Genomic DNA, 22,835 nt, shown 5'->3' with positions numbered 1-22,835 from the left:
GGTTCGAAAGGTATGGGGAAGACCGCAATGCGAGGCTCGAGACCCGAACGCTTTCAGTACTCAGCAAGAAGCAGGGAATTCGCCCCTTGGCCGGCACTGCAACCACCTCGCAGCCCGGCTCATGAGGCACGGGCCCGAAAGTCCGCTGGCCAGCCGTGCGGAGGCGGCAGGCGACCCGGACCGAGTGGCAGGAAGCGGACTTGCTGCCCAACTCCTACACCGACTGCCGCATCGATACGTTCGAGGGCGAACAGCACCGTGGCACCGGGGATGTGTCGGTGAAGTGGTCCGTGCTCCCACTCGGGTCGATGGGTGATCCCAAGATCGGCTGTGGCATGGCGTCAGGCGAGTGAGCTGATGTACGTGGCGCCGGAACCCCGGCCCGGCACGCTCGCAGTTGCTCGCGGGATGTGCAGTACCCGGAGCAGTTGCGTCGCAGTCGACGGACCTGCCGCTCCAATTCCAGGTGACGGGTGCAGATCCGGGGGTTGAACTGCGGTGGGAGCTGCTCAGCGCGTTCGCACAGTCAGTGACGCGGCAGATGGGCTGCACAACGCCCCCGCCGTGCCCTCCGAACTTCTCCCGGCCCCCTGACGGCTGTGGCACAGGTCCGGCCTCCCCCGCCGGATCCGGCCCCGGACTGACCGGCATCGTCGACCTGGCCAGGGCGCCCTTTCCCCTCTCCCACCCTGCATGAGCCTTTTGAGTAGGCTCCCCCGGTCAAGTCTTCGTTCGGGGGAATACGATTCATGCACACGCCGCGTCACGCCTCCGCCCGGCAGGTCGGGCCGTACCTCGTCATCACCCGACTGGATCCCACGGGCACCGGCGCGATGCCCGTTTCCGAGCGCCGATACATCGCGCGCACTGCTGATGGTGAGCGCACCGTCATGCTGAGTCTTCCCGTCAGCGGAGCGGACCCCAACCGGTTTCGTGTGGAGGCACGGGCGCGCAGCTTCCGATGGGACCGTGGGCATCGGTGGTCACCGAGTGTTCGCCTCCTGACGGGCCCGCCTGGTGCGCTCGCCCCTACGAGCCCGCTCTTCCGCTTCCGACCGCTCTGGCCGTGCACGGAGCGCCTCTGCCGGAGGAGACGCTACGGGCGCTCGGTGCCTGCCTCGCGGAGACGCTCGTCGCCGCGCACACAGTGGGCGTGACCCACGCCGGACTTTCCCCCACGGCCGTACTGTTGGCCCCCGACGGCCCCCGGGTCACCTGCTTCGGTGCTGCCCGGGCCGCCGCGCCGGACGGCACACCGAGAGCGGGCCTGCCCGGCCTCGAGCCTGGCAGCCTCGCCCCCGAGCAAGCCACCGGCGGGCGCCCACGTCCGCCCGGTGACGTCTACGCGCTGGGCGCGGTCCTCGCGTACGCGGCTACCGGGCACACGGTGCCCGACCGCCAAGAGCTCCCGCCCTTGCTGCGGTCGGTCGTACCGACCTGCCTGGCCCGGGACCCGGCCGCACGTCCACGAGCCGCCGACGTCCTGAGCGCGCTACTCCCCGCCGGCGCCTCGGCCACCACCGGTGCCCCCACCGTCGTCGACGCCGCCGCCAGGTCGTTTCCCCTCCCGGGGCGCGTGATCGCGGCCATCGCTCGCCAGTCCGCGGAAATCCTCGCCGCCGACCTTCCCCTGCCCTCCGGAAGCTGACCGTGCTCGAACCCCTTCTCCACGACGACCCGCACACCACCGCTTCCTACCGGCTGATCGCCCGGCTCGGCAGCGGTGGCATGGGAACGGTCTACCTGGCGCGCTCCCCCGGCGGCCGCACGGTCGCGCTCAAGACCGTGCACGCGCGCATCGCCGCGGACACCACCTTCCGTACCCGCTTCCGCCTCGAGGCAGATGCTGCCCGTGTCATCGGCGGACGGCACGGTGCCCAGGTGTTCGACGCAGATCCCCTGGCCGAAACACCTTGGCTGGCGACGGAGTACGTCCTCGGTCCGCCTCTCGACGAGGCCGTCGCACGGCACGGTCCGCTGCCCGAGACCGCGGTGCGTGCCGTGGGCGCGGCGCTGTGCGGCGCGCTCGGCCAACTCCACAGCTCGGACGTGGTGCACCGCGACCTGAAGCCGTCCAACGTCATGCTGAGCGCATACGGACCGAAGGTCATCGACTTCGGCATCGCCCGTGCCCTGGGCGACGACCGGCTCACCCGCACAGGGACGGCCGCGGGCACGCCCGCGTACATGTCGCCGGAGCAGGCCGGCGGGCAGGAGCAGACACCGGCCGGCGACGTGTTCGCCCTTGCCGGAGTCCTAGTATTCGCCGCCACGGGCCACGGCCCCTTCGGTGGCGGGCAGGCCGCAGACCTCATCTACCGGGTGCGGTACGCGGACCCCGATCTCACCGGCGTACCCTCATCGCTCGCCCCGCTTCTGACCCGCTGCCTCGCCAAGGATCCGTCCGCGCGCCCGGGGACGGCCGAACTCGCGCGGGAACTGCACGACGGCCACGGCCAGTTCGTGGACCACCTGCCGGCCGAACTGCTCGCGGTGATCGGCCGACTTGCTGCCGAGGTCTGGCAGTACCGGCCCCATCGGCTCCCTGCGCCCCCGGAACGGGCGGGCACGGCGCCCGAAGCGCCCACACCACGTCGCACCGGGATGTCCCGCCGTCGGCTGCTCACCGTTGCCGGGTTGTCCGTGGCGGGGGTGGGGGCGGGCGGCTGGGCCGGGATGAGGCTTTTCGGCGAGGGCGCGTCGAGGGCGGGCAGCACTCACCGCTTGATGCAAACCCTGTGGACCAACGACACAGCCTCAGCTCAAGATCACACGACACCGTTCTTCGTCGCCGACGCAGTCGTGGTCGCAGACGTCTTTCGTCTGGTCGGGTTGGACCCGGCAACCGGCAAGGGCAGTTGGTTCACCATGCCGCTCACACTGCCCGACCAGATCACCTCCGACGGTTCAGCCATTTACTGTTTCCTCCGGGACAGCAAGGACCGCCTGGCCCTTCTTACCCTTGACGAGGTCGGAGGGTCGGACCGCACTCTTGTCACCCTGCCCGACGTCAAGGCCCTGGGATCTTCGACCACCGCGGCAGCGCTCCTCCACGCCTCCGGTGGCACTGTCTTCTTCACGGCCGGACGTGAGGCCGGCCTGAACGGGCAGGACTGGCACCTTTTGGCCGCGAACACGAGCTCGGGAAGCATTCGCTGGCAGACACCGCTCACACACATGCATGAGCCCTCCTTCGAGGGCGGCGCGTGGTTCGCCAAGGCCATCGGGCATGTGCTGGTGCTGGGCGGCGGATTCAGCCAACTCGAGCTGCACGCCCACGACAGTCGCTCGGGCAAGCACCTCTGGTCCAAGGAGGTGTCCGACTGGAAGGACGAAATCATCAGCCCGGTCCGCAACGGGACCGAGCTCGCGGAGGACGGCGAGAAGATGTACGTCGGGGCGGGTCTGCTCCAGGCGATTCGGGTCTCCGACGGCACGGTCCTCTGGGAGTTCGGCAGCTTCCGGGATTTCGGAGACGCAACGCAGTTCGCCACTCACTACGGAGCACCTGCCATCCGGGAGGGAGTCGTGTACGCGGCCGAACTCACCGGGGCCATCGTCGCCCTCGACGCCGCGCGCGGCGAACTGCTGTGGGAGGCCCCCACGCCCAAGGAGAACCCTCCCGTTTTGGCCGGGCCACCCGTCGTCGGCAAGACGCATCTTTACTACGGAGGAACGACCGGGCTGGGAGCGATCGACTTGCGCACCCGGAAGTACGTGAGGACTCAGGCGCCTCGGCTGGAGCGTTTCGCGGCGGATCCTGACCAGCGCATGATCATCGGGGTGGGCAAGGAGCGCGTGACAGCCTTGCACATGGAGTGACGGAAGCCGTCCCGTTGTCCACGCACCCGAGCCGGAATATCGAGGAACCCCATGAAACCGCTCAGCCTTGGAGACCCACTCCGCCTCGGCCCGTATCGCCTTCTCGGCGTCCTCGGCGAAGGCGGAATGGGAAAGGTCTATTTCGGTCAGGACACCTTGGGCCGCCGCGCTGCTGTGAAAATCCTTCGTCCGGAGATGGCTCATGACCAGAACCTGGCACAACGCTTCGTCCGCGAGGCCTGGACCGCACAGTCCGTCTCCAGCCCGGGGGTAGCCCGTGTGCTGGACGCGCAGACCGAGGGCGGGCGTCCCTGGATCGCCGCCGAGTTCCTGGCCGGGCCCACCCTGGAGGAAGCCGTTACTGCCCACGGTCCCCTCGACGACGTGACGGTGCGCGCTCTGGCTTCCGCCCTTGCCCGGGCACTGGGGGACATTCATACGGCGGGACTGATCCACCGCGACATCAAACCCGCCAACATCGTCATGACCTCGAACGGCCCTCGCATCATCGACTTCGGCATTGCCAGGCCGGAGCATGGGCTCACCCTGACCACCACCGGGGAGGCCCCCGTGACGCCCGGGTACGGTGCACCCGAGCAGGTGCTGGGCCAGCGGGTGGGGCCGGCTGCCGATGTCTTCTCCCTCGGCGCTGTGCTGCTGTACGCCGCCAGTGGTCAGCGCGCCTTCAACGGCGGGCACGTCGCAGCTGTGCAATACGAGGTGGTACACGGAGAGCCGCAGTTGCACCTCATTCCTGAGCCCCTCCGAGGGCTCGTCGCCCCGTGCCTCGCCAAGGATGCCTGGCTGCGTCCGAGCCCCGGGCAGATCGCCCACGCCTTCGCGGCCCCGCACGCAGACAGCGGAATCTGGCGTCAGGGTCCCCTGGCCGCCCTGATCGAACGGCGGCAGGCCGAGATCCGCCAAGTGGCCCCGTCGACAACGACAGCGCCCGTCTCCCCTCCGGGCCAGGTCCGACGCCGCTTTCTGACAGGCCTCGCGTCTGTCGGCGCTGTCCTGACCGTCGGCGGCGGCACGGCCACATGGCAGTTCAGGGACCGCTGAGGTTTCGTCCGACTCGTCGCCGGTCAGCCATCAGCAACGGGACGGACAGGGCGAGGCACAGCAAACCCACGCCCGTCACCCCGAGGGAGATGACGAAGGCGTGGTGGCGGTTGTCGGCTGCCACGGGAATGGCCTTCTCACCTCCGGTGGCCCCGCCGGACTGCGGGGCAGGCGCGTCGGTGAAATCAGGCAACGGGTACGAATCAGCCGGCCCCGGATCACCCGGCGTCTGAAGGGCGATGCGGGGGCGCACCACTCCGTAACCGATGTAGTCGTTGCGCACGGCCCCGCTCGTAGGGCCCCCGGCCGTGTTCACCATCACGCGCATGACCTGGTAATTGGTCCAGTTGGGGTGCTCCGCCCAGATCAACGCCGCCGACGCCGCAGCGATGGCGCTGGCCACCGCCGAGCCACTGCTTCTACAGGTACCAGCCTTTTCGGCACATGCGCTGAGCACGTCCTCGCCGGGAGCGCTGAGATCCACTTCAGGACCTCTCGTCGAGTATGCGCTGGCCGCCAAATCCTCTCCGACGGACGCCACACCAACGACTCCCGGCACAACCGCGGGGTTCTGCACCTCGCCCCGTCCACTCGCGTTCTCCCCGACCGCGGCGAAAACCAACTTCCCTCTCGACAGCGCGTACTTCACGGCCTCGGCCACGACCGCACTGCCCTGGCGGGCAGCTACCGAAACGGTGATGACCTTGGCCTCGGAGTCCGCCGCATACCGGATGGCGGGTGCCAGGGCGTTGTTGATAGTTATCGACCGCAGCAGTGAATCCGGGGCCTCGCTTCCGTCCGACACCTTCAGCGGAAGAATCTTCGCACCGGGCGCCAGCCCGTATACGCTTTCCTCGCCGCCGGCGCCCTTACCGGTTCCGGCAATGGCTGCGGCGGCCGTGGTCCCGCCTTCGTCGTGCTCGCCCACGACGCCGTCCGTGAAGTCCTTGCCTGCGAGGAGTTGCCCAGCGAGCTCAGGCACCTCGCGTACACCTGTGTCGATGACTGCGACGGTCACCCTTTCGCCGGTACTCGTGCGCCACATCGTTTGCGCCTTCATGGCGACCAGATGCCACTGCTGAGACAGTACTGTCGCGGCAGTGCCGGTAGTAGCTGACGTGCCTACCAGCAGCGACGCCAGTCCGGCGCATGTGGCTGCCCGGCGGTACTTCCCTCGGGTGAGACCCCGGGACGTGGCGCGGTGCCCTCGGTCGCGGAACGCCTTCACCTGGTAGGGCCGCCACCCTGGCTCGGAGGGTCGGCATAGGGCGAGTGGGGATCCTGAGCACCTGGCGTGCCGTAGGGCGGGTAGGGAGACTGAGTCTGCTGGTGCGGGTATGGCGACGGGGCCTGCTGACCTGCGTACGGCGGCGGGGCCACGGCGACCGCCTTACGGCGGCGGGAGCGGACAGCCGCGAATGATGCGGCAGCACCGACAAGAACCGCGGCGCCGACACCCACGCCGATCCAGAGGCCGGTGCTGCTACCGCCGCTCTCGTCGTCGGCGGCCGGGGCAGCAGCAGCCGGCTTGTCACTCGCATCCGACTCCTCGGCGCCGCCGGCGGCCTTCGGCGGCTCGGCAGATGGCGTCGGCGACGCAGCTGCGGCGAGGTCGGGGAGCGGGTATTCGTCGGCGGGGCCGGGGTCGCCCGGGGTCTTCAGTGCGATGCGGGGGCGGACGATTCCGTAGCCGATGTAGTCCGTGCGCTCGTCGCCATTGATCGGGCCTCCGGCCGTGTTGAGCATGACACGCAGAACCTGGTTGTTGGTCCAGTCGGGGTACTTGGACCAAATCAGGGCGGCAGAGGCGGAAGCAATGGCCGAGGCGTCACTGGTCCCGTGCGACTCACAGAAACCGGTTTCACCACCGCAGGCATGGATCATCTCCTCCCCTGGCGCCGAAATGTCAACTTGCGATCCGTACTGCGACTCCTCCGTCTTCTGAAGGTCCCTACCGACAGCACCTACACCGATTACACCTGGCGTACCTGCCGGGTACTCGACCACATTTGATCCGTCACCGGTGTTACCGACAGCAGCAAAAACGAGCGCGCCCTTGTCCAGCGCGTATTTGACCGCACCGCTCAACTCGTCCGACCCGGTCGAAACCCCCAAGGACACGTTGATGACTTTCGCATCATGGTCCACGGCGTACTTAATTGCCTTCGTGAGGCTTTCATTGAACCGTGCGTCCCCTGCAGCCCGGTTCGCAGCCTGGCCTGCCTTCGGCATACGGATCGGCAGAATTTTGACCCCGGGGGCCAAGCCGAAAGCTCCGTTTCCGCCGAGGGCCCTCCCTGTTCCAGAGATGAGCCCCGCCATGCCGGTGCCGTGGCCCTTGTAGTCCACATGCTCGTCGCCTGGCATCTTGGTCTCCAGATCCAAGCCCTCAAGAATGCGGCCCGCCAAATCAGGGTTCGACGTATCCACGCCCGTGTCGATGACTGCCACAGTGACGCCCTTGCCAGTGCTGCTCTGCCACATCTCGTCGGCCTTCATGACGTCGAGGTGCCACTGCTCGGAACGGGCAGAGTCTGCGTGCGCAGGCACCGAGGTGCCAACTGCAAGCATCAGCCCCAGCACAACGGGGGCAAAAGTTCGAGGGGCAACCCCCGTGGTGCTGTTGGTCCGCATCCGCTCTTCCCTTTTTGTACCTATGGCTCAGTCGATGACCGGCGGAACGACTCGCCTACCGCCCTGCTGCCAGGTCTCCTCGTCCTCGACCAAGTAGTCCGGACGCTCACCGTTCTCACGTCGGGGTTCTCCCGGCCGCTGAGGAGCGCCCCCTGCTCCGCGCCCCACCACGCCGGTACCACGAGCACCATCGGCTGTCGGCCCACCTCGGACCAAACCTGTACCGCCCGGAGTGAACGGACGGCCAAGCGCTCGCCCCTGCGGCGCAGGTCGGCCACCGACCATGCCGCCGGTCTCCCCCGCCAAGCGACGACCACCGACAACGCCACTCTGCCCCGCCGGCCCACTTGTGCCGGGGCCGTGCGTCATCGGTGCACGGCCGGCGTGAGCCCCTTCGCCGATTGCGTTGCCACGAGGTAGTCCACCTGACGGCCGGCCAGTGGTTTGCGCGACCTGACGCCCCCCGGTGATTCCTCCGTCGCGGGGAGGGCGACCGGCAAAAGTGTTCCCAAGGTTCGGCCCACCCGTGGAAGGTGTCGGTGGACGAACGCTGACAACCGGCCGGCCACCGTTCACGTTCGACTTGAACGGCGGAACGAGTGCTTGCCCGGCCGCAGGAACTGCAACCGTAGGCATACCGTCGCTCTTCCCGACCCCAGGAACAGTGGGCTGGGCTGTCGGCGTGACGGTCGGAGTGTCGGGGAGCGTGCCAGCCCTCGCAATCTCCATGTCGACCGGTCTCTGCACAGTGGCTCCAACCGGAGCCGACACTGCGTGCGCAACTGACGTGGTCGCGACACTCTCGGTCGGAGCTGCTACGCCGCCGGTAGCCTGCGTCGAAGCGTAACCAGCAGTCCCCCCGGTCGACGCTGCCGATCCGAAGTCACGGCCGGTGCTCGAGTTCAGCTCGGGATCTTTCCGGTCCGGCACGATCGCCCCCGGTGGCGGTGGGAACACCGGCCGCTCCAGGTCGTCCATCTTCTTGGCGGAGAACTCGTACGTCTGAGCCAGCCTCCGCATCTGGGCCGCCGCCTCGTGGCGATTGGCCTCCTGGGTCGCGATCAGCGTCTCCGCCGACTTCCTTGCGACCGCCGACGCGTCCGGGTCGTTCCTCGCCTCGTGCGCCGCGTCCAGATTCGCTTGGGCACCAGCGTGCGTCCGGGGAATGGAGGCCTGAGCCGTAGCGATCGCATTGGATGCCTCGGCCAGCCACTCGGACACACCCGAACTGAAGTCGCCCAGGCGAAGCGTCGCGTTGGCCAGGTCTGCGCTCCACGCGTGGAAGGCGTTCGCCCCTTCGCCCTTCCACTCGACCCTCTGCGGGCGGTCCTTGAGCTCCGTAGCGACCTTCCGGATCTCTGTGGCAGCGCTCAACAGACGATCGGACGCGCCCTTGACCGCGCCACTGTTGGCCTTGTCCAGCCAAGCCAGCATGGTCTCGTGACTCATGCTGTCGAACGGTGTACCTTGCCCGGCTTCCCTGGCGTCCATCCCCTGCCCCCGTCTATCCCCGTGTCGTGCCAGTGATCATCGTCGCAATCAGGCCGATCCGGTGCTCGCCCCGGGCGTCGGCTTCGCCGACTTCTCCGTCCCCGGCGCGTCCGTATTCTGCTTCGACTCCTGCGACGGGTCGTACTCACCGCCGTAGTGATTCTCCGCGTTGTCCGTGATGGCGAGCATACGACGCCGGATATCGACGTCCAGGTTCTCGTATCCCTTGTGGGAGGCGAGCACCGCGATGCTCATACCCTCTATGGATTCCGACAGAAGCTTGGAGAGCGTCTCCAGCTCGGTGACCACCTTCTGGTACGAAACGAAGAGATTGGCCGCTTCCGCCCACTGCATGTCGCCGCCGCCGAACTGCGGGCGGGACAGCGGGTCTTCACCGACCTTCTGCGGCCCCGCCGGCGACGCCTTGAGGTCCCGGAGGATCTCGTCGATGCGATCGCGGAACTTGGTGAACGACGTCAACTCCGTGGCCAGATCGGCGGCTCCCGCAGCCGACGCGGCGAGCCCCACGAACGGCACCGCCGCCATACTCGCTCCGACCTCACTCGGCAGCACAGCACCCTCCCCGTATCCGGCTGGCTACAACATCTGGGATCACTGTAGTCAGCACCGGTGACACACCGCATCCCCGGGTTGCACGTGCAACGCGAATCACACGTCAGGGCCTGGGTGTTGCCACCGCCGCCTGCGGCCGGATCGGGAGGCGGTTGACCGGGCGGCCCGTGGCCGCGCGGACCGCTGACGCCACCGCCGCGGGGGCGGTCACCACCGGTACCGCCGAGGCGGCCTTGGCGCCGAAGGGGGCCACCACGTCGCGTTCCTCGACCAGTTTGACGATGCGGATGTCCGGGGTGTCCAGGGACGTCGGAAGTGCGTATCCCGTGAGGTCGGGGTGGCGGATCAGGCCGCGGGCCGTGCGGAGGTTCTCCGTGAGGGCCGCTCCGATGCCCTGGGTGATGCCCGCTTCGATACGGGTCGCCAGCTGGGAAGGGTTGAGGACCCGGCCGACGTCCTGGGCGACCGCCATCTCGACCACCCGGATCGAGCCGAGTTCGATGTCCACGTCCACCACCGCGCGGACCGCGCAGAAGGCCAGGCCGACGAAGGCGTCTCCCTGGCCGGACTCGTCCAGCGGTTCGGTCGGGTGCGGGCGGCACTGGGCGGTGGCCCAGAGTTCCTTGCCGTCCATGGCCTCCATGACCGTCGTGGACAGTACGCCGTCGTACGACGTGATCTTGCCGTCGGCGATCTGGAGGAGCTCCGTGGACATGCCGAACTTGTGGGCCAGGGGCTGGAGGAGCTGGGTGCGGACCATCTTGGCTGCGCGCTCGACCGCACCGCCCGAGACCCAGGTGTGGCGACCGTGCGTCGCGGGACCCGCGGGGGGCTGGTCGGTGTCCACCGCTGCCACGTGGACCTCTTCGATGCCCAGGGTCTCCTGGACGATCTGGCGGGCGAGCGTGGTGAAGCCCTGGCCGGTTTCGACGGCCGCGCAGATGACCGTGGCGACGCCGTCGTGGACCCGCACCGTGGCCGTGGAGACCTCGTCCGTGCCCTCGGCGCCGAGCATGTGGACCATACCGAGCGCGTAGCCGACGCCCCGGCGTACTGCCCCGGGCTCGCCGGCGCCCTCCGGGCCGCCCGGGAGCAGCCAGTCGTCCTCCGGGGCGTCCTTCGGGAGCGCGGGAAGCGGGAAGTCGCGTACCTCCTGCAGGAGTTCCGCCACCGGAGCGGGACAGGTCACCGTCTGACTGGTGGGAAGGATGTCACCCGTGGACAGGGCGTTACGGAGGCGGAGCTCGGCCGGGTCGATGCCGAGTTTCGCCGCCAGCTTGTCCATCTGGCCCTCGTAGGCCGCGCAGACCTGCATCGCGCCCTCTCCGCGCACGTGGCCGGAGGGCGGGTTGTTCGTGCGGACCGCCCAGCCCTCGATGAAGGCGTGCGGGACCACGTAGGGCCCGCAGGCGAAGGCCACCGCGGCGGCGAGGGATTCGGACGAGGAGTCGGCGTACGCGCCCGCGTCGAGGAGGATCTGGGCCTCGACCTTGACCAGCCTGCCCTCGCTGTCCGCGTGGTGACGGTAGCGCAGCAGGGTCGGGTGGCGGTGTGCGTGGCCGAGGAAGGACTCCTCGCGCGTGGCGGCCAGCTTGACCGGGCAGCCGGTGCGCAGGGCGAGCAGGCCGAGCGGGATCTGGAAGCCCGGGTCCTCCCGGTCGCCGGTGGCTCCGGGAACGCCCGTCACGACGACCTTGACGCGGTCGGCGTCCAGGCCGAAGCAGGCGGCGGCGAGGTTCCGGTCGGTGTGCGGGTCGGTGGAGGCCGTGTACAGCTCGACGCCGCCGTCGGGGCGGGGCACGGCGAGGCCGGCCTCGGCGCCGATCGGGGCGGGGTCCTGGCGGCCGATGCGGTACAGGCCCTCGACGATGACCTCGCCCACGGTCTCCGGGTCGCCGTAGCGCAGCGGGATGTGGCGGACGAGGTTGCCGTCGGGGTGCAGCGGTTCGGCGGCGAAGGCCTTCTCCGGGTCGGTGACCGGTTCGAGCACCTCGTACTCCACCGCGATCGCCGCGGCGGCCAGCCGGGCGGTGTCGGGGTGGTCGGCGGCGACGGCGGCAATCGCCTCGCCGTGGTGGCGGACGAGGTCGGAGGCGAAGACCGGGCGGTCGACGACACTCCTGCCGTACATGCTGTCGCCGGGGATGTCCTGGTGGGTGACGACCGCCCGGACGCCGGGCATCGCCGCGGCGGCCGACGGGTCGATCGACAGGATGCGGGCATGCGCGTGCGGGGAACGGAGCACCGCGGCCCACAGCAGCCCCTCGGCCCAGAGGTCGGCCGCGTACGGGAACGTGCCCTCGGTCTTGGCGCGGGCGTCGGTCGGCGGGAGGGAGGCTCCCAGGCCGTGCGTGGGCAGCTCGGGGTCCGGGCCCGTGCCCTCGGGCTGCGGTGACGTACGGGTGGTGCTGGTCGCGGTGGCTGCGTCGCTGGTCACGCCGCCTCCTTGTCGTTCGCCCCGCTGCGGCAGCGGCTGGTGGTGGTGTGAGTGACCGGTGAGGCGGGAGACACGGCGTTCACCGGATGTCTCCCTCGTGCGCGTGGGACTGGACACCGCCGGCGCCGGGGGGCGCCTGGTGCGGGACGCGCGGCTCGTCGTCGGCGGCGGACGCCGCCTCCACCGTCGCCTCCCGGCCCGCGACGACCTCCCGTACGGCGTCGAGTACGCCCCGGTAGCCGGAACAACGGCAGAGGTTGCCGCAGAGGGCCTGGCGCGTCTCGAGCTCGGTGGGCGCGTGGTTGCCCTCCAGGAGGTCGTGGACGGTCATGGCCATCCCCGGGATGCAGAAGCCGCACTGGACGGCACCGCACTCGGCCAGGGCCCGCTGGACGTCGGACGGTTCCCCGTCCACCGCCAGGCCTTCGACCGTGCGGACCTCGCTGCCCGCCGCCGTGGCCGCGGGGACGAGGCAGGAGGCGACGAGCCGGCCGTCGACCTGGACGTTGCAGGCCCCGCACTCGCCCTGCGAGCAGCCGTCCTTGGCCCCGGCGAGGCCGAGGCGCTCGCGGAGCACGTAGAGCAGCGACTCGCCGATCCAGGCGTCGCTGACGGGGCGGTCCGCGCCGTTCACGTGCAGGACGTACGAGGCCGCCGGGTGCTCGCTGGGGGCGTCCGTGGGCACGGGGGCGGTGTCCGGAAGCCGGTCGGGTGCCGCGTCCGGAACCCCGAGGACTTCGATGGCATCCTCCGGATGCCCTGGATGCCCCGCGTCCGTGGAGGACACAGCGGCTTGCTCGTGGGCCCCTGCGGGCTCCGGGGCATCCCCGGGGGCGTCCGCTTCGCCGAGTTCACCAGGGGCGTCGGCACGGGCGTCCTGGGCGCTCCCGGCGTCGGGGTCCTCAGCGCCTTCGGGGACGTCCGGTGCCTGCCCGGGTACGTCGGTGGGAGCCACTTCACGTGCTTCCCCGGACAGCTGGGACTCGTGCACCTGGGACTCGGGCACCTGGGACTCATGCACCTGGGACTCGGGCAGCTGCGAGCCGGGCATGTGGGACCCGGCCCCCTCCATCCCCTCCGGGGACCCGGCCACCGGCTGTCCGGCCTCCGGCTCCGGGCGCGGAGGCTCGGGCTCGGAAGCGGCCGAAGGCTCCTCCGGGGCGGGCGTGGGCTCCGGTGTGGCCCACGGTGCCGGCGCGCCACCCGGCAGCGTGGCCGGGGGCGTGTCCGCGTACCACTGCGACGCCATGGCGGAGGCGGCGTACTCGCCGGACTCCTCCGGGAGGTCGCCGTCGGCGACCGGGATCGTCCACTGCCCGGTGTGCCCGAGGGGTTCGGGTACGGGCTCGGGGGCCGGAGCGGCGGGCTCGGCCTCCGCGAAGTGCCACTGCGCCGTCGTGGACGACGTCTGCCCGTACTGCGACGTGTCCGGGTGGTGCTGCTGATACGTCTCGTGCGTGCTGTTCGGGTCGGGCCAGTGCACCGCCTCGGGTACGGCCTCCGCGCCGGCGGCCCGGTCGGCATGCTCCTGCTGGCTCTGCGTCTGCATGACCCAGCTGCCCGTCGCCGCGGGGTCCAGCCCTGCGGCCGGGGTCAGCGGGAGGATCATCGGCGGGACGTAGCCCTGCCCAGGAGCGGCCAAGGGGACGCCGCCGAGGTTCGCCAGGTCCTCCGGGGGGAGGTGGACGAAGGCGGTGGCCTCGGCGTCGTACTCACCGCCCTGCGGGATCGGCTGCCAGCCGCCGTACGGGTCGGGCTGCCCGTGCTGTTCCGGGTTCTCTTCCTGGCTCACGACAGTGCCCTCCCCAGTGCGCGTCGGGCGAGCGCGGCGACCGTGCGCCGCAGGTGCTGTACGGCGGGAGGCAGCGGTGGCGCCTCTCCCCCGTCGTCCGGTGGTGCCTGGTCCGGGATGCAGGCCGCGGCCACGTACTCGCCGAAGGCGGCCAGCGCGTCGGGTGCCAGGCCGCGTTCGCCGTCCCAGTCGATCAGGGAGGCGATCCAGCGTTCGGCCTCCAGGGGCCTCAGCGGCATGGGGGCGATCGCGCCGACCGCGCAGCGCACGCCGCGCCGCGCCGGGTCCAGGACGATCGCGACGGAGGCGGTGGCACGCCCGGGACCGGTACGGCCGGTGGCCTTGAGGAAGATCTGGGGGGCGTGCAGGAGCGGTACGCGGACGAAGCCGATCAGCTCGGCGGGCTCGAGCATCTCGCGGCCTGCCAGCAGGTGCGAGACGGGGATCTCCCGTCGGGCTCCCCCGGGTCCCGCGATGACCAGATCGGCCTCCAGTGCCGCCAGTACCGGCAGGGCGTCGCCGGTCGGGGCCGCGGTGGCGATGTTGCCGCCAAGCGTTCCGGCGTTACGGATCTGGGGCGGGCCCGCGGCGCGCGCGGACGCGGCCAGCGCGGGGATGAGGGCGGCGAAGTCGGGCCGCCCCATGCGCGCGTGGGTGAGGCCGGCCCCGAGGAGGGCGTGGCCGTCCTGGTAGTGCCAGCCCCGCAGTTCGCTGATCCGGCCCAGGCCGACCAGCCCCGAGGGCCTCAGGAGGCCCTTGTTGACGGACGCCATGAGGTCCGTGCCCCCGGCCACGGGGACGGCGGCAGGCATGGCGCCGAGAGCCGCCACGGCCTCGTCGAGCGAGGCCGGGAGCGTCACCGACTGCATCGCCTGCGGTGCGTGCGTGGTCAACCCAGCTGCCCCTTCCCGGTGTCCCGGCAGTCCCGCCTGTCCGCCGTACGGTACGTGCTCACGGCCGGGACGTGGCAACTCTGGCACATCTTCCGGGCGGACCGACGCGAGGGTCCACGAAGGGAGCATCCGTCCCCCACCAGGGGGTAAATCACCTTTCGGGCGCCTTCTGCCCGCTGAGCGGAATGCCACCCTTCGGCGAGTTCGTACGACTTGTTCGGTTCGTGTGTCCGCCCGGACCGGAGGGCGGACACACGGACCGAACGGGCACCCGCACCGACGCGGACCCCGCACACGGGCACGACGCCGGGCCACTCACACGTGCGGGGGCGGTCCCTCGATCGGGCGACCCAGGACGCCCGGCCGCCGTTGCCACGGCAGCGGGCCGCCCGGGGGCCGGTAGCCGACCCCCAGGGCGTCGAGCCGGGCGTAGTGCGTGCCCATGCGGCGCTCGAATCCGGCGAAGTCCCGCTCCCCGGGCGCCGGGAGGGGGGACCAGGCGACCTCGGCGAAGGCCGCGAGCCGCGGGAAGACCTGGTAGTCGACGCGGGCCCTGTTCTGCATGACCTCGGTCCAGACGTTGGCCTGGGTGCCGAGGACGTGGGTGGCCGCCTCTTCGGAGAGGCCCGGGGGGACGGGTTCGAAGCGGTAGACGTCCTCCAGGGTGCGTACGTACCCGATGGGCATCGGCTCGTCGGGGCCGCCGTCCTGACGGTGGTCCAGGTAGACCTGCTGCTCGGGGCACATCACGACGTCGTGCCCGGCCTCGGCGGCGGCGATGCCGCCCGCGTAGCCCCTCCACGACGACACCGCGGCGCCCTCGGCGAGGCCGCCCTCGAGGATCTCGTCCCAGCCGATGAGCCGGCGGCCCCGGGCGGTGAGCCAGCTGTCGAAGTGCCGGATGAACCAGGACTGCAGTTCGTCCTCACCGGTGAGACCGAGTTCGGCCATCCGGGCCTGCGCGGCCGGCGACTGTTTCCACTGGTCCTTGGGGCATTCGTCACCACCGATATGGATGAACGGCGAGGTGGCGGCGGGGAAGAGGTCGAGCAGTTCCTCGAAGACCCCTTCGAAGAAGCGGAGGGTGTTGTCAGTGGGGGCCAGTACGTTCGGATTGACGCCCCAGGTGTCCCAGACGGAAAGGGTGGTGGTGTCGATGACGTCGGTGTTGCCCAGTTCCGGATATGCGCTGATCGCTGCCTGCGAGTGTCCGGGGATGTCGATTTCGGGGACGACCCGGATATGCCGTTCGGCGGCGTAGGCGACGATTTCGCGGATGTCGTCCTGGGTGTAGAAACCGCCGTGCGGGGTCTCGTCCCAGAGCTCCGATGCGCGGTGGCCGTATTTGGTGCGGGAGCGCCAGGCGCCTGTCCCCGTGAGCCGCGGGTGGCGCTTGATCTCGATGCGCCAGCCCTGGTCGTCGGTGAGGTGGAAGTGGAAGACGTTGAGTTTGTGGGCTGCCATCAGGTCGAGGTAGCGCAGGACGTCGTCCTTGGGCATGAAGTGCCGTGCCACGTCGAGCATCAGACCGCGCCACGGGAAACGCGGGCTGTCCTCGATGTCCGTGAAGGGCACGGCCCGCGCGGCGACGGGGCCGGCGGGTGCGCGGCGGAACGCCTCGGGGCCGAGGAGCTGACGGAGTGTCTGCGCGCCCCAGAAGACCCCTGCGGCGCTTCCTCCGGCGATCTCCACGCCCCCGTCGGGGGTGACGGCCAGCCGGTAGCCCTCGGCCTCCCTGGCGGGGTCGATGCGCAGGTCGACGGTGTTCCCCGCACCGTCGCCCCCCGGGGCGAGCGGAAGGCCGAACGCGGCCCCGAGGGTGGTGCGCAGCCAGCGTCCGGTGGTCTCGGTGCCGGTCCCCGCCGTGATGGTGGTGGCCCCGTCCAGGAGGAACGCGCCCCGGTCGTCGGCCACGGCGCGTACGGGCGCCGGAATCAGGTTGTCCACGTCAGTCCTTTACCGCGCCGCCCAGTCCGGAGACCAGACGGCGCTGTACGAGTACGAAGAAGACCAGCACGGGGACGGTCATGACCGTCGAGGCGGCCATGATCCCTCCCCAGTCGTTCTCGTCGGGTTTGAAGAAGACCAGCAGCGCCATGGGAAGCGTCGACTGGGAGGTGTCACTGATGATGAACGACTTCGCGAACAGGAAGTCGTTCCAGGTCGAGATGAAGGAGAACACGCTGGTCGCCACGAGGCCCGGGAAGACGAGCGGGAAGAGGATCTGCCACAGGAAGCGGGTGCGGCTCGCCCCGTCGATGTAGGCGGCCTCCTCCAGGGCGTCCGGGACGGCCTTGACGAATCCGCGCAGCATCCAGATCGCGAACGGCAGCGAGAAGGCGAGGTGGGGCAGGATCAGTGAGCCAAGGGTGTTCAGCTGCCCGAAATCCCGCATGAGGAAGAACAGCGGGATGGTGAGTGCCTCGACCGGCACCATCTGCGCCACGAGGAACATGATCAGCAGTGTGGTGCGGAACCTGAAGCGGAATCGGGTCACGGCCGTGGCCGCGAGAAAGGCGATCAGCGCGGAGGCGATGACGACCGTGCCGGCGACGATCAGGCTGTTGAGGAAGTAGCGGCCGAAGTCCTGCTGTTCGAAGACCCGGCGGAACGAGTCGAGGGACGGGGCCAGTGTCCAGGGGCGGGCCTGCGTGGACTGGACCTCGCCTGCCGGCTTGAGTGCGGAGAGCACCATCCAGTACAGCGGGAAGGCGACCACGGCGGCGATGGCGAGGGCCGCCGCCTCCGCCGCCAGCCTTCCGGGCCTGCGGATACGCGGACGGGTCGTCGGCGTGGTCACAGTTCCTCCCCCTGGCGCCGTACCAGGCGCAGATAGACCAGCGTCACGGCCAGCAGGATCACGAGCATCACGACGCCGATCGCCGATCCGAGGCTGTACTGCGAGGACGCGAACGCCTTCTGGTACGCGTAGACGTTGAGCACCAGGTTCTGGCCGGCTATGCCGCCGCCGTTGGTCATGACGTAGATCTGGGTGAAGACCTTGAAGTCCCAGATGATCGACTGGATGGTGACGACGATCAGGATCGGCCGCAGCATCGGCGCCATCACCGACCGCCAGATCCGCCACTGCGAGGCGCCGTCCAGCGAGGCCGCCTCGAGGACCTCGCCGGGAATCGCGCGGATCCCCGCGTACACGGTCACCATCACGAACGGGAACGAGCACCAGAGCACTTCGAGGAGGACCAGGGCGAAGGCGCTGTAGCGCCCGTACGTCCAGGAGAAGTCACCGAGGCCCAGCACCTTGTTGACCGGTCCGAAGTCGGGGTCGAAGAGGAAGACCCACACGGTCGACCCGGTGATCGCCGGGGTCGCCCACGCCCCGAGGGCGGCCATCATCAGGGCGAGCCGCGGCAGGGCACGGACACGGGTGAGCAGGACGGCCAGGGCACAGCCGACGAACAGCGTGGCGAGCACGCAGGCCGTGGCGAAGAGCACGGTCGCCAGGAGCACCTGCCAGAACTGGCTGTCGCCGAAGAGCGTCGCGTAGTTGCCGAGGCCCTGGAAGGTGGTGGGTTCGCCGCCGCTGACCTGGGCCTGGGTGTACTCCAGGAAGGAGATCAGGCCGAGCTGGTAGATCGGGTAGACCAGGAGCCCGCCGAGCAGCACGAGGGCGGGCAGCAGATACAGCCAGGGGGTCCAGCCGGAGCGCCGTGCGGGTGATGCCGGCCGGCGCCGGGGCGGGCGGGCCGGCGCGCTGCCCGCCCCGGGCCTCTCGGGGGCTTTGTGCACCGTCGTGTTCGCGGTCATCGTCAGCCCGCGTCGGCGAACGCCGCGTCCATCTTCTTCGCCGCGTCGTCCGAGGCGGTCGCCACGTCCTTACGGCCGCTGACGATCTCCTGGAACATCGTGGGCAGGACCAGGGAGGCGTCGATCTGACCCCACGCCGGGGACGCCGGGACGAATGTGGCGCCCGCGCCGAGCGTGTCGACGAAGGGTGCGACGAAGGGCTCCTTCTCGGCGACCGTGGCCCGTACGTCCGTGTAGGTCGGCAGGAAGCCCATGGCGTCGAACATCGCGGCCTGGGTCCTCTTGCCGGTCAGCGACTTCATGAGGTCGACCGCGAGGGTGCGGTGCGAGGTGCTCCTGAGCACGCCGATGTTGTTGCCGCCTGCGAAGGCCGGGGCGATGGAGCCCTTCTCGACACCGGGCAGCGGCACGACCGCGTACTTGCCCTTCACGGCACCCGCCTCGACGGCCGCGTGGCTGAAGTCGCCGCCGATCGCCATGGCCGCCTTGCCGGACGCGAAGGCGGTGACGGTGGCGTTGCCGCCCATGGCCGCGCACTTCGCGGCGGGGCAGTTGTCGTCGCCGAAGAGTGAGGTGTACGCCTCGATGCCCGTACGGGCCTTCTCGCTGTTGATGGCCGCCTGGTAGGTCACCCCGGTCTCGGTGGCCAGTTCACCCCCGTGCGCCCAGATGAAGGGCATCGCGCCGTAGGTGTACGCGCCGCCGACCGCGAGGCCGTACAGGGCGGGCTTCTCCTTGTGGACCTTCTTGGCGGTGGCGATCAGTTCGGCCTGGGACTTGGGGGGCTCGATGCCGAGGTCATCGAAGACGTCGGTGCGGTAGTACAGCGCCCGTACGCCGACGAACAGGGGCGCGCCGTACACCTGGCCGCCGACCGTCACGGACTGCTTGGCCGCCGGGTCGGTGTCCTTGGCCTCGTCCCAGGCGGCGAACTCCTTGCTGACGTCGGCCAGTCCGCCGTCCTTCACGTACCCGGCGGTGTCGGTGTTGCCGTACTCGATGAGGTCGGGAGCGCTCTTCGGGTCGTTGAACGCCGCCTTGATGCGCTGGGCGCGGGTGTCGACCGGTATGTACTCGACTTCGACCTTCGCACCCTTGTGCGACTTCTCGAAGTCGGCGACCGCGGCGTCGACGACCTTCTCCTTCGGCTTGTTGCCGACTTCCTGGAAGAGCCAGACGCGGAGCGTCCCGTTCTTCTCGTCCGCCCCGGCCCCGGCGTCGGACGTCTGTGGCGCACAGGCCGTGGCGGTGAGGCCGGCCAGCACAAGAGCCGCGGCCGGGGCGGCAATTCGGGCAGAAAGCTTCATCCGGAACCCCTACCGGTCAGTCGTTGCATTCTGCGCAACGCTCGTTTCGTTCTGCACAACTGGCAGGAGAGTAAGGGCGCGCCCGCACCCCGACAAGTGGTCTCAACCACTCTGTGACCACCCGAAGCGCCCCGTGCAACGCCCGCCCGCACGGGCCCGGCCGTCCCCGGACACACGAAAGACCCCCGGGGCGCGCAGCGAAGCGCGCCCCGGGGGTCATGGCCCGGACGGTGACAACAGGTGTGGACTACTTCTTGCCGCTGTCCTTGCCGCCCTTGCCCTTGTCCTTGTCGCCCCCGGCGCCCATGGACTCGTAGATCTCCTTGCACATGGGACATACCGGGTATTTCTTGGGGTCGCGCCCCGGGACCCAGACCTTGCCGCACAGTGCCACCACGGGAGTGCCCTCCAGGGCGCTCGCCATGATCTTGTCCTTCTGGACGTAATGGGCGTAGCGCTCGTGGTCGCCGTCGCCGTTCGACACCTGTGGCGTCGGCTCTACGAGGGTGCCCGTCCCTGCCCCGCGCTCGGGCTCAAGAGTGCTCATAACTGCCAAGCGTACTGAAAGCTCCGGGCATCAGTTCAGCGAAGGGTCGTCCGGATACGTCGCGATCATCGCCAGTTCGCTGCGCTGGCGCCGCAGAACGGCCCGCCAGAGGTTTTCCGGGCGCGGCGACGACACATCGCCCGGCTCCGACTCGACCACGTACCAGGCCCCGTCCGTGAGCTCCGCCTCCAGTTGCCCGGGCCCCCAGCCCGCGTACCCGGCGAAGATCCGCAACGACCCGAGCGCCGCGGCCAGCAGCTCGGGGGGCGCCTCCAGGTCCACCAGGCCGATCGCCCCGTGCACCCGGCGCCAGCCCAGGGGCCCCTCGTCACCGGGGATGACCGCCACGCCCAGTGCCGAGTCGAGCGAGACGGGGCCTCCCTGGAAGACCACGTCCGGCTCACCGGTCAGACCGGCCCACGACGCGAGGATGTCACCGACGCCGACCGGGGTCGGACGGTTGAGGACCACGCCGAGGGAGCCCTCCTCGTCATGGTCGAGGAGCAGCACCACGGCACGGTCGAAGTTCGGATCCGCCAGGGCGGGCGTGGCCACGAGCAGTCGCCCTGTGAGCGAGGACACCTCGGTCATGGCAGAGATGATCCCGCATCTTCACCCTCCGCGGGAACCGGACGCCGCGCCCGGCACGGTTCCGGACACGCGCGCAGCTCAGGGCGCACGAGCCGCCGCACAGGCGCACGGGGAGCGCGCGGACGGCCGCCCAGGGGCCTTCTGGCGGACGGTAACCCTCCGCAAGATTCCCGGCGCAGAGCGTGTTGTGGCGGATTCATGACGTTCGTACACCCCCCTGTGACTTACGGAAGGGGGGTGGGGGCCCATTACCCTCTTCGAAGGCCCCCTGCCCGACCACTCCGGAACGCGAGATACATGACCGGCACAGACGATGTCCTGCTTGTCCACGGCGGCACCCCGCTGGAGGGCGAGATCCGCGTCCGAGGCGCCAAGAACCTGGTGCCGAAGGCGATGGTCGCCGCGCTGCTCGGCAGCGGGCCCAGCCGACTCCGCAACGTGCCCGACATCCGCGATGTGCGGGTGGTCCGGGGACTGCTGCAGCTGCACGGCGTGACCGTCCGCCCCGGTGACGAACCGGGCGAACTCATCCTCGACCCGTCGCACGTCGAGAGCGCGAACGTCGCCGACATCGACGCGCACGCGGGCTCGTCGCGCATCCCGATCCTCTTCTGCGGTCCGCTGCTGCACCGCCTGGGCCACGCCTTCATCCCCGGGCTGGGCGGCTGCGACATCGGCGGCCGGCCGATCGACTTCCACTTCGAGGTGCTGCGCCAGTTCGGCGCGACCATCGAGAAGCGGGCCGACGGCCAGTATCTGGAGGCCCCGCAGCGACTGCGCGGTACGAAGATCAGGCTGCCGTACCCGTCGGTGGGCTCCACCGAGCAGGTGCTGCTGACCGCCGTCCTCGCCGAGGGCGTCACCGAACTGTCCAACGCGGCCGTCGAGCCGGAGATCGAGGACCTCATCTGCGTGCTGCAGAAGATGGGCGCGATCATCTCGATGGACACCGACCGGACCATCCGGATCACGGGTGTCGACCAGCTCGACGGTTACACGCACCGGGCGATCCCGGACCGCCTGGAGGCCGCCTCCTGGGCGTCGGCCGCGCTCGCGACCGAGGGCAACATCTACGTGCGCGGTGCCCAGCAGCGCTCGATGATGACGTTCCTCAACACCTACCGGCGGGTCGGCGGTGCCTTCGAGATCGACGACGAGGGCATCCGCTTCTGGCACCCGGGCGGCGCGCTGAACGCCATCGCCCTGGAGACGGACGTCCACCCCGGGTTCCAGACCGACTGGCAGCAGCCGCTGGTGGTGGCCCTGACGCAGGCCACGGGCCTGTCCATCGTCCACGAGACGGTGTACGAGTCGCGGCTCGGCTTCACCTCGGCGCTCAACCAGATGGGTGCGCACATCCAGCTCTACCGCGAGTGCCTCGGGGGCTCCGACTGCCGCTTCGGGCAGCGGAACTTCCTGCACTCGGCGGTCGTGTCCGGGCCCACGAAGCTCCAGGGCGCCGACCTGGTCATCCCGGACCTGCGGGGCGGCTTCTCGTACCTGATCGCCGCGCTGGCGGCCCAGGGCACGTCCCGGGTGCACGGCATCGACCTGATCAACCGGGGCTACGAGAACTTCATGGACAAGCTCGAGAAACTCGGCGCCAAGGTCGAGCTCCCGGGCGGATCGCTCGTCTGACCCCGCGCCGGACGCGCTCCGGCGTACGCACAGTGCTGCCGCACACAGCATTGCGCACCCGCGCACCGCAGCCCGCTGCCCCGGACCCGCACATGGGACCGGGGCAGCGGGCTGTCCGCGCTGCGGAGAGCGGAGCCACCGGGGCCGGCGCCCACACACCGGTGCACGAGGGCCCCGGAGCCCCTCCACGGGCCTGTGGCGACCGTCCGGGGCCCTCGGCGGCCCGCCGGGCCTCCCGGCCCGCCTCGAGCCCGTCGCAGCGCCTGCACGGCAGACCGGA

16 protein-coding genes and 1 pseudogene are annotated in these 22,835 nt (G+C 70.1%); 5 read left to right on the top strand and 12 right to left on the bottom strand.

All coding sequences use genetic code 11. The features are described from left to right. Positions 1 to 200: 200 nt before the first annotated feature. From QFZ58_RS23055 to QFZ58_RS23040, 4 genes and pseudogenes are all read left to right on the top strand, one after another. Positions 201 to 353, top strand: coding sequence for a hypothetical protein (locus QFZ58_RS23055; RefSeq protein ID WP_307126800.1), 153 nt, complete (start codon positions 201 to 203; stop codon positions 351 to 353). A gap of 713 nt (positions 354 to 1,066) precedes the next feature. After that, a complete protein-coding gene (locus tag QFZ58_RS23050; RefSeq protein ID WP_307126799.1) occupies positions 1,067 to 1,648 on the top strand; it encodes a hypothetical protein in 582 nt (193 codons plus the stop codon). A gap of 2 nt (positions 1,649 to 1,650) precedes the next feature. Beyond that, complete coding sequence (locus QFZ58_RS23045) at positions 1,651 to 3,822, top strand: serine/threonine-protein kinase (protein WP_307126798.1); 2,172 nt, start codon at positions 1,651 to 1,653, stop codon at positions 3,820 to 3,822. A gap of 51 nt (positions 3,823 to 3,873) precedes the next feature. Further along, a pseudogene (locus QFZ58_RS23040) lies at positions 3,874 to 4,872 on the top strand (serine/threonine-protein kinase); the annotation flags it as partial. Here QFZ58_RS23040 and QFZ58_RS23035 read toward each other — a convergent pair. The 12 genes from QFZ58_RS23035 to QFZ58_RS22980 all read right to left on the bottom strand — a co-directional run bounded on the left by QFZ58_RS23035 (position 4,871) and on the right by QFZ58_RS22980 (position 20,917). Continuing rightward, positions 4,871 to 5,929: a S8 family serine peptidase gene (locus QFZ58_RS23035; RefSeq protein WP_373428672.1), complete on the bottom strand. Its 1,059-nt coding sequence runs from the start codon at positions 5,927 to 5,929 to the stop codon at positions 4,871 to 4,873. The pseudogene QFZ58_RS23040 and the gene QFZ58_RS23035 overlap by 2 nt on opposite strands. A 179-nt stretch (positions 5,930 to 6,108) precedes the next feature. After that, on the bottom strand, positions 6,109 to 7,518 hold the full coding sequence (mycP, locus tag QFZ58_RS23030; RefSeq protein WP_307126796.1) for a type VII secretion-associated serine protease mycosin: 1,410 nt from the start codon (positions 7,516 to 7,518) through the stop codon (positions 6,109 to 6,111). A 1,539-nt stretch (positions 7,519 to 9,057) separates the two neighbouring features. After that, positions 9,058 to 9,582, bottom strand: a complete 525-nt coding sequence (locus QFZ58_RS23025; protein WP_307126795.1) for a hypothetical protein — start codon at positions 9,580 to 9,582, stop codon at positions 9,058 to 9,060. Between the two features lie 103 nt (positions 9,583 to 9,685). Beyond that, positions 9,686 to 12,019, bottom strand: coding sequence for a xanthine dehydrogenase family protein molybdopterin-binding subunit (locus tag QFZ58_RS23020; protein WP_307126794.1), 2,334 nt, complete (start codon positions 12,017 to 12,019; stop codon positions 9,686 to 9,688). 79 nt (positions 12,020 to 12,098) lie between these two features. Beyond that, a complete protein-coding gene (locus tag QFZ58_RS23015; RefSeq protein WP_307126793.1) occupies positions 12,099 to 13,811 on the bottom strand; it encodes a 2Fe-2S iron-sulfur cluster-binding protein in 1,713 nt (570 codons plus the stop codon). Next, positions 13,808 to 14,704, bottom strand: coding sequence for a xanthine dehydrogenase family protein subunit M (locus QFZ58_RS23010; protein WP_307126792.1), 897 nt, complete (start codon positions 14,702 to 14,704; stop codon positions 13,808 to 13,810). Before QFZ58_RS23010 ends, QFZ58_RS23015 begins: the two co-directional genes overlap by 4 nt. Before the next feature lie 315 nt (positions 14,705 to 15,019). Beyond that, entirely contained in the window at positions 15,020 to 16,651 is a 1,632-nt protein-coding gene (locus QFZ58_RS23005; protein WP_307126791.1) for a beta-N-acetylhexosaminidase, read from the bottom strand. A 1-nt stretch (position 16,652) separates the two neighbouring features. After that, complete coding sequence (locus QFZ58_RS23000; protein WP_307126790.1) at positions 16,653 to 17,504, bottom strand: carbohydrate ABC transporter permease; 852 nt, start codon at positions 17,502 to 17,504, stop codon at positions 16,653 to 16,655. Beyond that, on the bottom strand, positions 17,501 to 18,472 hold the full coding sequence (locus QFZ58_RS22995) for a carbohydrate ABC transporter permease (RefSeq protein WP_307126789.1): 972 nt from the start codon (positions 18,470 to 18,472) through the stop codon (positions 17,501 to 17,503). The genes QFZ58_RS23000 and QFZ58_RS22995 overlap by 4 nt, the downstream gene beginning before the upstream one ends. Positions 18,473 to 18,474: 2 nt before the next feature. Further along, positions 18,475 to 19,779 (bottom strand): extracellular solute-binding protein, encoded by a 1,305-nt coding sequence (locus tag QFZ58_RS22990; protein WP_307126788.1) that lies wholly within the window; start codon positions 19,777 to 19,779, stop codon positions 18,475 to 18,477. 247 nt (positions 19,780 to 20,026) lie between these two features. After that, positions 20,027 to 20,326, bottom strand: coding sequence for a DUF3039 domain-containing protein (locus QFZ58_RS22985; RefSeq protein WP_014155978.1), 300 nt, complete (start codon positions 20,324 to 20,326; stop codon positions 20,027 to 20,029). Between the two features lie 30 nt (positions 20,327 to 20,356). After that, complete coding sequence (locus tag QFZ58_RS22980) at positions 20,357 to 20,917, bottom strand: YqgE/AlgH family protein (protein WP_307126787.1); 561 nt, start codon at positions 20,915 to 20,917, stop codon at positions 20,357 to 20,359. 297 nt (positions 20,918 to 21,214) lie between these two features. On the opposite strand from QFZ58_RS22980, the gene murA reads away from it, so the two are divergent. Next, entirely contained in the window at positions 21,215 to 22,555 is a 1,341-nt protein-coding gene (gene murA / locus QFZ58_RS22975) for a UDP-N-acetylglucosamine 1-carboxyvinyltransferase (protein WP_307126786.1), read from the top strand. Positions 22,556 to 22,835: the final 280 nt, after the last annotated feature.

This window comes from Streptomyces sp. B1I3, assembly GCF_030816615.1.
Lineage (GTDB): Bacteria > Actinomycetota > Actinomycetes > Streptomycetales > Streptomycetaceae > Streptomyces.
This window is presented reverse-complemented; position numbering and strand designations above follow the sequence as displayed.